This is a genomic window from Chryseobacterium sp. NRRL B-14798 (assembly GCF_050470705.1).
In the GTDB taxonomy this organism is placed as follows: domain Bacteria; phylum Bacteroidota; class Bacteroidia; order Flavobacteriales; family Weeksellaceae; genus Chryseobacterium; species Chryseobacterium cupriresistens.
This window is the reverse complement of the sequence record NZ_JBFLUL010000005.1, coordinates 3,237,954-3,252,504: the sequence shown is the minus strand read 5'-3', so window position 1 is coordinate 3,252,504 and position 14,551 is coordinate 3,237,954. Positions and strand designations below refer to the sequence as shown.

At 36.9% G+C, this 14,551-nt stretch carries 13 protein-coding genes; 8 read left to right on the top strand and 5 right to left on the bottom strand.

Translation table 11 applies throughout. The features are described from left to right. Positions 1–417: 417 nt before the first annotated feature. From AB1278_RS15060 to AB1278_RS15045, 4 genes are all read left to right on the top strand, one after another. Positions 418–2,151, top strand: coding sequence for a sensor histidine kinase (locus AB1278_RS15060; protein WP_429815404.1), 1,734 nt, complete (start codon positions 418–420; stop codon positions 2,149–2,151). Then, positions 2,129–2,782 carry a LuxR C-terminal-related transcriptional regulator gene (locus AB1278_RS15055; protein WP_202843166.1) on the top strand — a complete coding sequence of 218 codons (654 nt, stop codon included), beginning with the start codon at positions 2,129–2,131 and terminating at the stop codon, positions 2,780–2,782. The genes AB1278_RS15060 and AB1278_RS15055 overlap by 23 nt, the downstream gene beginning before the upstream one ends. Before the next feature lie 519 nt (positions 2,783–3,301). After that, on the top strand, positions 3,302–3,709 hold the full coding sequence (locus tag AB1278_RS15050) for an ACT domain-containing protein (RefSeq protein WP_429815400.1): 408 nt from the start codon (positions 3,302–3,304) through the stop codon (positions 3,707–3,709). Positions 3,710–3,851: 142 nt separating this feature from the next. Next, the gene (locus AB1278_RS15045; RefSeq protein ID WP_429815397.1) at positions 3,852–4,799 is read left to right on the top strand and encodes an alpha/beta fold hydrolase; all 948 of its coding nucleotides are present in this window, start codon (positions 3,852–3,854) and stop codon (positions 4,797–4,799) included. 72 nt (positions 4,800–4,871) lie between these two features. Here AB1278_RS15045 and AB1278_RS15040 read toward each other — a convergent pair whose 3' ends face one another. After that, the gene (locus tag AB1278_RS15040; protein WP_343642996.1) at positions 4,872–5,267 is read right to left on the bottom strand and encodes a VOC family protein; all 396 of its coding nucleotides are present in this window, start codon (positions 5,265–5,267) and stop codon (positions 4,872–4,874) included. Between the two features lie 122 nt (positions 5,268–5,389). Between AB1278_RS15040 and AB1278_RS15035 the strand changes: the two genes are divergently transcribed. Further along, positions 5,390–6,586, top strand: coding sequence for a hypothetical protein (locus AB1278_RS15035; protein ID WP_429815394.1), 1,197 nt, complete (start codon positions 5,390–5,392; stop codon positions 6,584–6,586). On the opposite strand, the gene AB1278_RS15030 is transcribed toward AB1278_RS15035, so the two are convergent. After that, positions 6,583–7,269, bottom strand: a complete 687-nt coding sequence (locus tag AB1278_RS15030; protein WP_202843153.1) for a Crp/Fnr family transcriptional regulator — start codon at positions 7,267–7,269, stop codon at positions 6,583–6,585. The two genes, AB1278_RS15035 and AB1278_RS15030, sit on opposite strands and share 4 nt — an antisense overlap. Before the next feature lie 365 nt (positions 7,270–7,634). On the opposite strand from AB1278_RS15030, the gene AB1278_RS15025 reads away from it, so the two are divergent. Beyond that, complete coding sequence (locus AB1278_RS15025; RefSeq protein ID WP_202843151.1) at positions 7,635–8,360, top strand: YoaK family protein; 726 nt, start codon at positions 7,635–7,637, stop codon at positions 8,358–8,360. Positions 8,361–8,409: 49 nt separating this feature from the next. Here the strand turns inward: AB1278_RS15025 and AB1278_RS15020 are convergent, their stop codons facing one another. From AB1278_RS15020 to AB1278_RS15010, 3 genes are all read right to left on the bottom strand, one after another. Then, on the bottom strand, positions 8,410–9,225 hold the full coding sequence (locus AB1278_RS15020; protein WP_137904268.1) for a DUF4249 domain-containing protein: 816 nt from the start codon (positions 9,223–9,225) through the stop codon (positions 8,410–8,412). A gap of 3 nt (positions 9,226–9,228) precedes the next feature. Beyond that, complete coding sequence (locus tag AB1278_RS15015) at positions 9,229–11,559, bottom strand: TonB-dependent receptor (protein ID WP_429815390.1); 2,331 nt, start codon at positions 11,557–11,559, stop codon at positions 9,229–9,231. Positions 11,560–11,882: 323 nt separating this feature from the next. Continuing rightward, positions 11,883–12,866, bottom strand: a complete 984-nt coding sequence (locus AB1278_RS15010; RefSeq protein ID WP_429815387.1) for a helix-turn-helix transcriptional regulator — start codon at positions 12,864–12,866, stop codon at positions 11,883–11,885. Positions 12,867–13,062: 196 nt separating this feature from the next. Here AB1278_RS15010 and AB1278_RS15005 point away from each other — a divergent pair, with 196 nt between their 5' ends. Together AB1278_RS15005 and AB1278_RS15000 are read left to right on the top strand one after the other, a co-directional pair. Continuing rightward, the gene (locus AB1278_RS15005; protein ID WP_411413801.1) at positions 13,063–13,782 is read left to right on the top strand and encodes a DUF6796 family protein; all 720 of its coding nucleotides are present in this window, start codon (positions 13,063–13,065) and stop codon (positions 13,780–13,782) included. A 157-nt stretch (positions 13,783–13,939) separates the two neighbouring features. Beyond that, positions 13,940–14,542, top strand: coding sequence for a TlpA family protein disulfide reductase (locus AB1278_RS15000; protein WP_343642984.1), 603 nt, complete (start codon positions 13,940–13,942; stop codon positions 14,540–14,542). The last annotated feature ends 9 nt before the right edge of the window (positions 14,543–14,551 follow it).

Sequence of the window (14,551 nt, the reverse complement as noted above, 5' to 3'; positions counted from 1 at the left end):
ATGGAATCGAAATATAATTCTGGGCTTTTTTGCTTACTGTGAATTTTACATCTGAACTTTATCAAAGTTTTGTGAGTTTCTAATGTGTTTATTTTCAAATGTTTGAATTGTTTTTTGGAATGAAATAAACAGAAAAAGAACATTTTGCCGGAAGCCTGCTTTTTTGCTATTGATCTAAAAAAATAGATTTACATACATAAAACTGAATGTTGAGAAGCAGTTTTAATTGTAAAAAGAATTAAATTCTGTGTGTTTTATCAAATATTCATTATTAGTAAGAAGACAAAAATTACTTTAACTTTGCCAGTTAGATAATATATGGCTATTATGAAATTACTGAAAATAATGCTATATTGTTGAAGACTAATATCTAATGGGCTTATCTGGTCAGGAAATTAATTTAACTGATAAACAAATATGAAAAATAAATTCTTAAATTTTAAATTGAGAAAACTTGTTCATTATTCCTTGATCCTTTGTATTTTACTGATACAGGTGATTATTGCCATATTTTTCTACAACGAATTTGTCAACGGGAAAAAGCTGAAGTTTATAAAAGATCAGCTTGAAGAAAGCCGTGCATTGGGAGGATTAACGGATAATTCCAGGAAAGATTTCATGGATGCACAGGATCATCTTCAGAAATATATGGCTACTCAGAATAACGATGATCTGCAGCTCTATTTCCAGTCGCTGAGAAAACTTAAAACTAATTTTGATAAAATTGGTGAATATGAAAATACAAGTCCAAGATTGAAAAAAACTCTGGCTATTCGTAGTAAGGATACCTTAAAGACTGCAAAACTGAAGACGTTAATAGATTCAGTGTACCAGACATCCCTCAATCCGCCGGCAAAAATTGAGGACAAACAGTATGAACCTGCCAAGTATAAAAACGATTTTGAAGATTTCAATATTCAGACCCGTACTTATGCGGATACCATTAAAAAGAAAGGCTTTTTCGGGCGTCTGAAAGATGCGGTAACAGGGAAAGTGGATGTTCAGAAGGAGAGTACTGTAATCACAATGACCAATAACAAGACTCTGGATATTTCTCAGGTAAAATCCAAAATGGACAATACCCTAAAATCTATGGACAAGCATTACGCTGCCGAGGTAAAAAAAGTTCAGCTGCTTGCGGCCATTAGTCAGAAGAATAATTTACAGTTTTACAGCAATTTCAGTAAGCTGCTGGTATATAGTAATAACTTAATAGAGGTTTACGAAAATGCCATCAAGGATTTTCAATCTGAACTGGAAAAAGAATACAACGACCAAAGCTCTAATAATAACAAGATAAGAACCTATCTGGTATTGGGACTGATGATTCTGATGTTTATTGTTTCTATTCTGATTATGTATTTTACAAGAATGGCGTTTATTTATGAACAGAAACTGGATGCTGCCAATAAAGAGATTAAAAAGAATCTTAATTTCAAAAACAGGATTCTGGGAATGTTAAGTCATGACCTGAGGTCTCCTTTGAAAATCATCAATATTTTCATTGACAAAATCCACAGAACCACCGAAGATGAAACGATAAAGGATTATCTTAAATCCATCAAGTTCACCAACAGTACCTTGCTTCTGCAGTCTAATCAGATTCTGGAATATACCAAAAACGAGAATGCTGAAAAAGAGCTTATACAGTCGGTCTTCAATCTTAAAGATGAAATCAGCTCTATTGTAAAGGTCATTACCCCTTATCTGGAAACGAGAAACAACAGGTTTGCTGTGACAGACAGAATCCCTGAAAATCTGGTGGTCTATTCGGATAATATCAGAATCAATCAGATTTTTATGAATATTCTGGGGAATGCCAACAAGTTTACAGAAAACGGACAGATTGATCTTGTATTGGCTACAGAATCCCTTGGAGAAAATAAAATTTGCCTGATCACAACAGTAGCAGATACGGGAGTAGGAATATCAGAATCTGATCTTGGTAAAATTTTTGATCCTTATTATCAGGGGATGGTTTCTGATGAAGTAGATAATCTGGGAGCAGGACTTGGGCTTAACCTTGTAAAAGAAATTGTAGAGCTTTTTGACGGTAATATATCGGTTGAAAGCAAATTACATAAAGGAACTAAAGTGACATTCAGGATCAATTTAAATATTAATAATAATGGAAACACCAATACAAAATAAAGAGATTATATTCCTTCTGGCAGACGATCACAGCATTGTACGCCAGGGAATGGAGATTGTTATCAGCGATATTGTTCCTAACGCTAAAGTTTATCAAACTTCATCCTTACATCAGGTATTGGAACTGATAGAATCGAAAGGAATCGAGATCGCTGTTATTGATGCCCATTTCCCGGACGGAAACAGTCTTCATATTTTGCCACAGATGAAAAGCGTAAATCCTGATATTAAAATTTTGATTTTTACAGGACTTGAAGAAGAGCTGCACGGCCTTAAATTTATTAAAGCCGGTGCTGATGGCTACCTGAGTAAACTGAGTGAGGAAGAAGACGTAAGAAAAGCAATTACAACCTTCATCGAAAAAGGAGAGTACTTCTCTGATCTTCTGAGAAACCTGCTGGTACAGTTTGTTTACAATCCGGATCTGATAAGCCCGCTCAACAGTTTAACCAAAAGAGAAATGCAGATTGCAGAACTTTATGCTGAAGGATATGGAAACCTGGAAATTTCAAACAGTCTGAATATCAAACAAAATACAGTAAGCACAATCAAAAAAAATATCTTTGAAAAACTCAAGATTGAAAATATGGTTGAGCTTGTGGACCTTGTCAAAACCCACCATAAACTATAGTGTTTTTTAAGGTGATCTCCACTTCTTATTGTCAGGGTATTATATTTCATCGATAAATATCTATAAGTCGATCGACATGTATCGATGGGGTTTATAGAGAATTTTATTTGGAAATGTTGTTCCTTTGTAATGTAAAATTTAAGTAATGAAAAACAACTGAGAAATGTTTTTTAACTTCTTAAGTTTCACAAGCAAAAACAACAAATGATGATAACTCAATAAATGGTGGTTATTAGAAACACAAATGATGAAAAATTAAAAAACACTGATGAAATTAAAGAAGTGTATGAAAAACCTTAGACGGACTTCTTAAAAAAGCCAAATGATCAGAAAAAAACACAAACACATATAGTGAGGTTCAGTTAACAGGTTACAGTACAAACACAAAAAGGAGGCATACAGCCTCCTTTTGTGTTTTTGGGCAAGAAATATATTTTCTCACTTCAACAGAACCATTGTGTTTTTTATCAAATGATAAACAAATACTGCCATCTATCCCTTAGTTTTGTATCAAAAAAGATGTCAGGAGAGAAAGACTTGGCCATACTGATTCAGAATATGGAACCAGTATTGAATACCGGAGAATATGTATTTTGTACTGTTGAAATTTTAGCAGCAATACCGGATCTCGAAAAGGTTCTGTTTTTTTTCCGGGAAAATGAAGCCGTTACCATTGTGGTAGAAAAAACAGTAGCAGATGAATGGAATATGGATTACAGTTATATTTCTTCATGGATTACCCTTACTATTCACTCTTCTCTGGAAGCTGTGGGGCTTACTGCAGCTTTTGCCAATGCTTTGAAAAAGGAAAATATCAGTTGTAATGTCGTTGCCGCTTACTTCCATGATCATATTTTTGTTGCCCGAAAAGATGCTGAAAAAGCAATGGAAGCCCTTTATGCATTGAGATCAGCTCAGGAGCTGTAAAATAATTTTTTTGGAGAAATTTTATTTCACCTTTTAAAATGTCTGATTGAGCTGCTAAAATGTCCTCTTGATAATGAAATTGAGTGTTCTGCCTGTTTTTGTGTTTTATGTTTGCACCATAATCATACAAAAATAAACAACAATGAAAACAATCAGAAAAATCTCAGCCTTAAGCTTATTATGTTTAACTCTTTTTACTGTAGTAACAGTTTCCTGTACTGAGGAAAATGAGCCTCCCACGGCGCAGGAGATACAAAACAGAAACCACCAGACTGCCAAAACCCAATTCATAACCGTTAAAGGAAATGCCATCGCATACCGTGTTTTAGGAAAAGAAGACGGGATTCCTTTGGTTCTCCTTCCGGGATTAGGCGGCTCAATGGATGACTGGGATCCTGCAGTGACAGATGGACTGGCTAAAAACTATAAAGTCATTATCTTTGATAACAAAGGAGTCTCTTCCTCAAAAGGAACCACTCCCAATACGGTTCAGGCGATGGCTGACGATGCGGTAGACTTTATTAAGGCTTTGAACCTGACCAAAGTGAATATCATGGGATTTTCTATGGGAGGATTTGTCGCACAGCGAATAGTACTTACCAATCCGTCACTGATTAATAAAGTGATTTTAACAGGTACAGGGCCTCAGGGAGCCATAGGATTGTCTAATCTGCCCAATATTATTGCCGGAACTGCTGGCTTAAGCCCAGAAGCTTCATTCCTGAAATTTGGTTTTACAGAATCAGCTCAGAGTATTGCGGAAGGAAAAGCTTCTTTTGCAAGAGTTCAGCTTCGTACGACGGACAGAGATCTTCCGTTAAGTGATGCTGCCTCCGGTGCTCAGTTTACTGCAGTATTGAGCTGGGCTCAGCCTGATGCTGATGCGCTTACAGAAATAGAGAAGATTAAAAATCCCGTACTGATTGTGCATGGTGAAAATGATCTTCCGGTATCTGTTCAGAATGCAAAAAATATGGCTCAGCATTTAGACCATGCAGAACTGGTGATCTTCCCGGATTCAGGACACGCTTCTTTTTATCAATATCACGATACATTTGTTGCGAAAGCTACAGAATTCCTTGGAAAATAAATATGTTCTTAAAAAATTATAACAAGAAGACCCGCTGATGAACAGCGAGTCTTTTTTTATTGATATCAGGATTTAGCCGAATTTCTTCACAGCCTCTTCACTTACCGGAGTAAAAAAGTTAATCATATTGCCATCCGGATCACAGAACAGGAGAGATCTGTTTCCCCATGGCATCGTTGTCGGCTCCTGAATAATTCGGGAAGTCATACTTTTAATCCTTTCGTATTCTTCGTCAACATTTTTAACCATAAATTCAATAATGGTTGATTTTGTTCCTGCGAAATCTGTAAGATCTTCTGAGAACATTTGCATGGTCCGGGTACTTCCGATAGCAATTGTGATAGAATCAGTAGAGAGTTCTGCAAAATCTTCTGTATACCATGTGGCAGAAAATCCGGTAATCTGTTCATAAAATTGTACTGCTGCTTTAATGTCCTTACTAATGAGTCTTAATGAGGTAAGTTTCATAAGAATATTTATTTAAATTTTTAAAAACAAAGGTATGAGCTTGTTATGACAGTAAATTGTCAGTAGCCATTAACAGTCTTTATTTTTTTTGATTAAATTTGATAGCGCCAAAATCATAACCTATGAAAATCAAAGTATTAACTCTTTTTCTTCTTTTCCTTAGTCATGCCTTTTATGGCTGCAGTATGTTTAAAATGACCCATAAGGGAAAGACAATCGTTGGAAATAATGAAGATTGGGTAAGTCCCAATGCTGAAATCTGGTTTGAGCCTAAACAGCAGGATAAATACGGAGTAGCCTATGTCGGTTTTATCAATCGGTTTCCTCAGGGAGCCATGAACGAAGCCGGGTTAGTTTTTGATGGATTTGCCACTCCGGAAGTTTCAGTTCCCAAACAGGAAGGAAAGATTCAAAAGCCGGTTCGGGATATTGTACATTATGTGATGGCAAATTTTAATACAGTTCATCAGGTAAAAGACTATCTGTTTACCGTAGATATGAGTTTTCTGACTTCCAGTGTGATGATGTTTGTTGATAAAACAGGAGAATATTTACTTGTAGAAGGCGGAGCTTTGGTTCTTGGAAATCAGGAATACTATATCCAGTCGAATTTTAATCCTACAAAAAGTACCGTTGATGAAGATAAGAAAAAGCTGGATTATTATATGAAAGGTGTCAGCTTTCTTAAAGCCCGGAAACCCGACGGAACGCCAGCTTTCTGTTCTTCAGTGATGGATCAGATGCAGGTGAAAGATACACAGTATACCAATATCTATGATCTGAATAAAGGAACAATACAACTTTTTCTCCATCATGATTTCTCTCAGTCAGTCGAGATTAATCTTGAGGAAGAATTGAAAAAAGATACCCATTCCTACATGATGGCAGACCTTTTTCCTGCCACTTCAGAAGGAGTATTATTTTATAAAAAATATAATAATGCAGATAATCCTGCGGGATACCTTCAGGATATCTGGGCAAAAGGAACAGCTGGTAAAACCAAAGAAGAAATCGAAAATTATAAAGCTACATCAGGTTTAGCCTGGCTCAGCAATTATATCGGATATGAATGGATGCGGGACAAAAAACAAATAGGCGCGGCTATTAAGATTTTTACCTTTGCTACAGAAATGTACCCTGAAAATGCTAATTTATTTGATAGTCTGGGAGAGGCTTACTGGATGGCAAAAGATTATAAGGCTGCTATTATGAACTATGGTAAATCATTATCCCTTAACCCTAAAAATCTGGATGCTATTGATATGCTCATGAAAATCAAACAAGAGCAGGAAAAAATTGAAAGCAAAAAGATAAATTAATAAAAATTAGCGATATGAATTAATCGCTTAATATCAGTAATTTGTATTTTCCGTCCTTCAGATCTGATCAGTTTTTCCTGCTTGAAATCATTGATGATACGGGCTAAGGTTTCTCTTGCTGTTCCCACCATATTGGCAAGATCCACACGGGAAAGGGTAATGAATACTTCATGGTCAGGTGTGTCATTTGATGTATACTTATCATGAAGAATCAGTAAACTGAGAGCAGCTCTTTCACGGACTGTACGGTGGGATAAAACTGCAATAAGGTTCGCCATTACGCTGAATTCATGGCTTAAAGATTTCAGCAGCAGCCTCGAAAGCACTGATGACTGACTCAGAATATCCAGAAAACTGTCTTTTGAAATAAATGAGATCACAGAATTTTCAAGGGTTGAGGTCGTATCTCCGTAAGATTCATTGCTCAGAATAGCAGAATATCCGAAAAATTCACCGGAACTGTAAATGTAAATAATCTGCTCCCTTCCGTCATTATCAACCTTGTATTTCTTTATTTTACCTTCGTTCAGGTAGTAAACGCCATTGGGTTTCGTTCCGTCAGTAAATATGGGTTCATTTTTACGATAGTTCCTGGTTTTCATAGCTCCTGTAAGAAGATTTTTATCATACTCAGGGAGTTCATCAAAAAGATACTGATTGTTAAAAATAAATTTTGAGATCATAATTTTTCTATACAGGATATTGGGTGTATGTTCAGTTTTTAACTTAAATCACATTTTAAACCGATCTAAATCACAAGATTTTTTTCCTGAACGAATTACTTTTACAAAAGTAATGAAATTGATTCTGAAATAAGAAAAAGAAGATCTCACAGAGGCCTTGAAGCCTTTTCAGAATCATTATTTATTACTAAAAAATAGGATTTTACGTTAAAGGGGAAATAGTAGACCTATAAAGAACACTGGATAAATATTTAAGCGGACATGTTTTTCACAGTTTGACGCTGACATTTCTAATTATTTTTTTTACTTATTTATTTTATCCGGTTGTTCTTTTCCTGAAGGAGAAGCCCCTATAGAAATTTAAAATGTTCAGACACAGAGGGAAAAACAGAACCTATTTTCACAATCTTAAGCTTGCATCAGTACTTTCATTTGTTGCAGGGATAGTGAATATTGCAGGTGTTTTATCTGTGAAAGTGCTTACTACGAATATAACCGGACATTTTGCCTTCTTTTCTGAAGAAATTCTTATCGATCATTACAACAAGGCACTCACTTATTTTATCTTTATTATATGTTTTCTGGGAGGAGCATTTTCATCCAGTTTTATGGTTGAGTTTTCGTCCGGACACAAAATGTTCCGTCCGCATCTCATTCCTTTGATCACCGAAATTCTGATTTTAGGTTTTGTGGGAATAACAGGTGACCAAACATTGAAAATCTCAATATCTCATTATGCAATTGCCGGACTTTTGCTTTTTGCAATGGGGGTTCAGAACTCACTGGTAACAAGAGTATCACAATCTGTGGTAAGAACTACTCATCTTACGGGGTTATTTACTGATCTGGGAATAGAGCTTTCAAAACTTTTTTTTAAGGAAAGGGAAAACGAAAAGAGGCAGCTTAAAAAAAATATCGCCCTGAAACTGGTGATTATCGCCTGCTTTTTTGCAGGATGTATGATTGGCGGTTTTGTGTACAGCATGATTCAGCTTAAAACGCTGCTTGTAACTGCGGGATTGCTCTTTGGCGTAATCAGGTATGATAAGTTCCTGTACCGGTATTACGCTTTAAAAAGGAAATTCAGATAGAATACAATAAAAGAAGGATATTCCGTTGTTGGGAATATCCTTTTTAAATTTATGGCGTTACAGGCTGGATCACAAAAGTTTCCGTATCTGTTGTGTGGGCTGAAAAATAGCCTAATGCTCCGTTGCTGATATTACTCGGAGGATTAGCTGGAGTAGCAGTTCCGCCGTTGCCGCCCGAAATCTGAAGCAATGCACTGTAATAAGTGAACACATTGGTGTCGATAGACTGCATTTCCACATGGATTTTGTCTCCCGGCACTACTTCATGGTCGCGGCCCTTGTTATCGTCATTGGGAAGAATCAGAGGCTGTTGGTTCGGTAAGCCGTTATTGACATTGTCTGAAAAAGTATTCATGTATTTTTTAGGCAGATCATTAATCGTAAAACTAAAAAGATAACGGTTTCCTAATGGCATTGGATCTGTAAAGAGTGGTAAAAGAGTATAGGTAGTCTTGTCACCAAATTTAAAAGAACTCTGTTCCAGTCCGTCAAAATATACTACCTCAGGCATTGTACTCTGAGCAGTATATTGTTTTCCTTCTGCCTGTATTTTTAATGTATACGTTCTGCCGGGCGTACCTACAAAAGTAGTGGTCTGATACATTCCGTTTCCTGTATAGTGAAGCGTTTCAGTCTGGCCTGTATCATCGCTTAAAACCACCTGGGCTCCGGTTACTGCCGGATACTGATTAGGTTCTGAAAACCCAACGGACTTTGTGATTTTTACAGTATAAGGTCCTGACTGATTGGTTACATTGCCTTCAATGACAATATTCCCGCTCTGATCGTTCAGATCCAGGTCTATTTCCTTTTCACAGGAGGTTAAGGCAAAGAGGGAAACTATGATATAAAAAGTATTTTTCATGAGTTAGAATTTGAAATTATAAGTGATATTAGGGACCCATCGGAATAAAGAGGTCTGCATGGCACGTGTTGTTCCCGGGCGGTCAGGATTGTCTTCAAAATTGATGGTATAAGCATTTTCTCTGCCGTACAGGTTGTAAATACCAAAGGTCCATGAACCGCGGAACCGCTTATTGGAACTTGGTTCGTAAGTAGCACTCAGATCCATTCTGTGATATGCAGGCATTCTGTCAGCATTTCTGTTGCTGTACTGGAAGACTGTTTGTCCGTTCAGCTCATATTTTCCGGTAGGGAAGGTAACTGCATTTCCGGTACTGTATACGAATAGCCCTGAAAAACTCCATTTCGGATTAAGCTGATACGTTGCAACGACGGATAAATCGTGGGTTTTATCCATTCTGGCGTTATACCATTCATTATTATTGATTCCGTTGATCTTTCTTTCTGTTTTAGAAAGGGTATAGGAGATCCATCCTGTCAGTTTTCCGCTCTTCTTTTTGGCGATAAGTTCCAGACCGTAGGCTCTCCCTTTTCCGAATAACAGTTCACTTTCTACGTCGGCTCCCGTGTCAAAGCCAATCTGAGCCCCGTTTTTAAAGTCGATCTGGTTTTTCATGTCTTTGTAATAAACCTCAGCGTTCAATTCATAATTATTGTTGTTGAAGTTTCTGCTGTACCCTAAACTGATCTGATCTGCGATTTCCGGTTTTACCGTATAGCTGCTTCCTATCCACTGATCGGTAGGATTTCCACTGTTGCTGTTGCTTAAAAGGTGAAGATTCTGGGTGTTTCTGGAATAACCTCCTTTTACACTGCTCACTTCATTAATGCGGTAGTTGGCGCTGATACGCGGTTCAATATTCACATAGGTCTTCCCGAATTTTCCTTTCTCTAAAAATTTACTGTCGGTTAGTACGCCATTCTCATAAGTATTGAATGTATCACCTCCCAGTATACTGAACATGGAAAGCCTTGCTCCATAATTGATGGTCAGTTTTTCCGTTGCCTTATAATCATCATTGATGTAAATTGCATTTTCCCACGAGTATCTGGGATTTCTGGCAAAACTGCTCACCGTGGTACCGGAGGCACTGCTCGGAGTTAAGGTATGATAAATAGACTGCAGACCGAAACGTACAGAATGCTTATTTCCGGCAAACCAGGTAAAATCCTGCTTAAGATTCCAGTCACGGATTTTTGAATTTAAATCAAATACAGTATCATCATTTTTCAGACTGATTTTATAATCATAATTACTGTAAATAAATGAAGTGTTGGAGAATAGCTTACTGCTGATGATGCTGTTCCATCTCAAAGTGGCCGTCGTATTTCCCCAGTCTGTATTGAAAGTATCTCCCAATCCCAGAACATCTCTTCCAAAATACCCGGACAGGTAAATACGGTTATTTTCGTTGATCTGATAATTGGCTTTCAGATTCAGATCGTAAAAATATAATTTGTTGTCTTTATAATCTTTATTGGCTTTAAGAAAAAGATCCGCATACGTTCTTCTTCCCGAAACAATGAATGATGATTTTTCCTTTTGAATAGGCCCTTCCACACTCAGCCTGCTGCTGATAAGTCCGATTCCTCCGTTAACGTTATAATCTTTGTTGTTTCCGTCCTTCATTTTAACATCCAATACAGAAGAAAGACGTCCTCCGTATTGTGCGGGGCTGTTTCCTTTGATAATGCTGGCATCTTTCAGGGCGTCACTGTTGAATGTACTGAAAAAACCAAGAAGGTGAGAGGCATTATAAACAGGAGCTTCATCCAGCAGGATCAGGTTTTGGTCGGTAGCACCTCCTCTTACACTGAACCCGCTGCTTCCTTCACCGTTACTTTTGATCCCGGGTAAAAGCTGTATGGTTTTCATGACATCTTTTTCACCAAAAAGTACAGGAAGTTTCTCTATATTTTTAATACTTAACGTTTCTGCTCCCATTTGAGCTGAGGTCAGGTTTTTATCCTTTTTGATACCGGTTATCACCACCTCATCAATGGCTTTTTCTACAGATTCTGATGGAAGCAGCGGAAGATCGAGTTTTATATTCTGATCTACATTGATCTTCTGCTCAAAATCCTGATATCCCGGGTAGGAAATAACCAGGGTATAATTTCCTTCGGGTAATGAAAGGGAATAAAATCCATATTCGTTGGCAACAACATTGATGGTGGGATCTTCGCTTACTTTTACAGAGACTCCGATGAGCAATTCCCCGTTTTTTTTGTCTTTCACGGTTCCACTTACGGAATACGTTTGTTGGGCCATTGCCAGTGTACTGAAGCAGAGCGCAGCGGTGGCAGCGGTAATTTTTAGAAAGGATGTTTGCATTAGTTTATTTTAAAGTAGTAGATCTCTTGTCTATGAGTTAATGTTTTGATGATGTTCAATGAGTTGGATGAATAGGGGATTTGTTACAGGTAACAAATTAATTATGAAATAAATCCATGGGAAAAGCAGACTTCCGGAAATGATAATGGCAAGGATAAAAGAGGACTGTCAGATAAAAAGCAGTATTATGCATTGTATATTAATTTATTGTTGTTTTTTGGTAGATTTTATTGAAAAACAAATTATTAACGACCGTTATTTAATTTTTATTATTATACGGTATTAAAAAAGACACAAATGAGCTTTTATAAAACTGCACGATGCTATCTGCTTCTGATCTGGCTTGGCAGGATATTGAATTTTCGTTTAAATGCTGATGAAAAATGTCTCGGATTTTTATAGCCGATATGATCAGAAATTTCACTGATATTCAGGTCGCTGTCGAGAAGCATTTTTTTGGCCTGCTCCATTTTGAGATCATTCCAGAATCCGAAAACGGTCGTCCCGAAGATCTCTTTGAATCCTTTCTTTAAAGTAAATTCGTTGGTTCCTACCAGATGGGCAAGATCATTCAGGGAACTATCTGCATTCAGGTTCTTTACAATATAATCCCTCACCGCGTACATTTTCTCTATATCTTTTTTCTGAAGAGAAGAAGATGAGGATTCACTGTCAAAAAACTGTTCAAGCTGCAACAGAAGGAGTTCATTTACTTTAGCTTCAAGATAAATTCGTTTGAAAGTCCCTTTTCTGTTGCAAAGAATGATGTCGTTCAGAACCTGATACATATCATGGGTAATGCGGTTATGCCCGGCCTGTATGAGCGATGAATTCTGCTTGTCAATCGAATTTCTGAATATTTCAAACAGTCCTGAATACTCAGGTAGAAATTTTTTAAAGAACTCAGGAGCAAGATTGATTTCGAATACATACATTTCCGGACCTTCGAATTCCATCCTGCCTTCCATATGATGGGCATAAATAATATTGTGCTGGTAGTTATCAAACACTATTGTTTTTTGAAAGTTACCCGAAATGGCTTTGCTTTTTCCTTTCAGGGTAAAATGCATTTCTACCGAATCAAAATCACTCTCAAGGTACAATTGAAGCGGTTTATTCAATACAATATTCCCAAAACTGATGTGGACATGGGTAAAGCTTATTTCGTGATAAAAACCATTTCCATAAGGAGGAGTCAGCTGGGTAATGGATTCCTGGATGCCTCCATCATCTAAGAAATAAGAGGAAGGATAATCCCGCTCCATAAGCATGTTTCCAAAGTTTTCATCATATAGCCGTACTGTCATTTCCTTTTGTTTGTTTGAATTTCCTTTTTACGGACTTTTTATTCCGTTTTACAGACCCTTTCTGTTGAATGTTTAGAGTAAGTTTGCACAAAGGTAATAATTATTTAGAATCATTCTTAATAATTAAATTACTTTTAAATAAAAGAAAGAAATAATGAAACGATGTGCATCTTATACAAATTAATTATTAAAAATTATGAAATATTCAGGTAAAATAAACTGGTCTTTTGCGGCAGCAATAGCAGTGTCAATATGTTGGATTATTGGTGATATTTACGTTGCCGGATTTGATCCGGATCCATCAGATTATCCTTTGTTTTCAAAAACCTATGCAGATCAGGTAAATCTGGAATTTGCAACTTTAATGCTGGAAGGTTCCACTCCGAGATTGATGTTTGGTGCTTTGATTGGTGCTCTTACGGGGCCTTTACTGCTTCCTGCTACGTGGCTGGTGTATCAGTTTTTCAAAGATACTCAAAAATGGTATGCAGTCTTTGTGTATTGGGTCTTACTGGCAGGAGCGGTTTTATCACCTTTAGGACATGCCGGATTCTTCTATGTTGGGGAGATTTATAAAGCAGTTTATCATACAGACTCTGCCTCTCACCCTTATCTTCTGGAGACGGGAAGAGGTTTTATGAAAATGCTTAACATTGCCTGGGGAACAGCTATTGGTGTACTGGCAGTCGGATGGATTTCCTTTGCTGTTTGTATTCTTTTCAATAAAACTCTGTTGCCGGGGTGGATGGCTCTGCTGACACCATTTGCCCTTACTTTGTTTATCATTCCTATAAAAAATCTTTTACCGCTTCCTTTTTCAGGATGGGTAGGAGGTGCCATATTCAATATTGCCTATCTGACATTTTTCAGTTCACTGCTTTTCTTTTTCAGAAAGAAATTGCTGAACAGGATTTAGCTATAAAAAATATGACTATGATCTTAACTTGAAATAAATGGAGAGGAAAGTCTTTTAAATCTTAGAATTTAAAGGCTTTTTTACATTAAAAACTATCTTTTTGGGAATATTGATCGGAATATTAACCTTATATTGGCTGGGAATTAAGCGGAAGAATATGGAAAATCTGAAAATTTGGTTAAGAAAAAATGCTTCTACGGCAGTACTTACCGTATTATTTATTATCGTTTTGGTGAATAAAGATGCAAAGGCATGGCTGATGAGGCAGGTGGCTTCCACCGGAATTCTCAATTCCAGCATATCAGAACCACAAAAAAAACAGAATAATGCAGCCAAAGTTTCCTATACCGGGCTGATGCTGAAAAATGAAGAAGGAAAGATTGTAGATACTTCTGCTTTACAGAACAAAGTGGTCTTTATTAACTTCTGGGCGTCATGGTGCCCTCCCTGCAGGGCTGAATTTCCATCTGTGCAGAAGCTGTATGATCAGTATAAAAATAATCCGGATATGGTATTTCTTACAGTAAATCTGGATGATAATGTCAGTCTGGGAAAATCTTATTTAAAAGAGAAAGGCTTTACGGTTCCTTTTCTTACACCGGCTGGAAATATTCCTGATATATTGTATAGCGGATCTTTACCAACCACTGTTGTACTGGATAAAAAAGGAGAAATCCGCATGCAGCATACAGGAGTGGCAGATTATAGCAAAGATTCCTTTTATAAACAGATTGATGAACTGTTGAACGAAAAGCCATAATTTTTAATA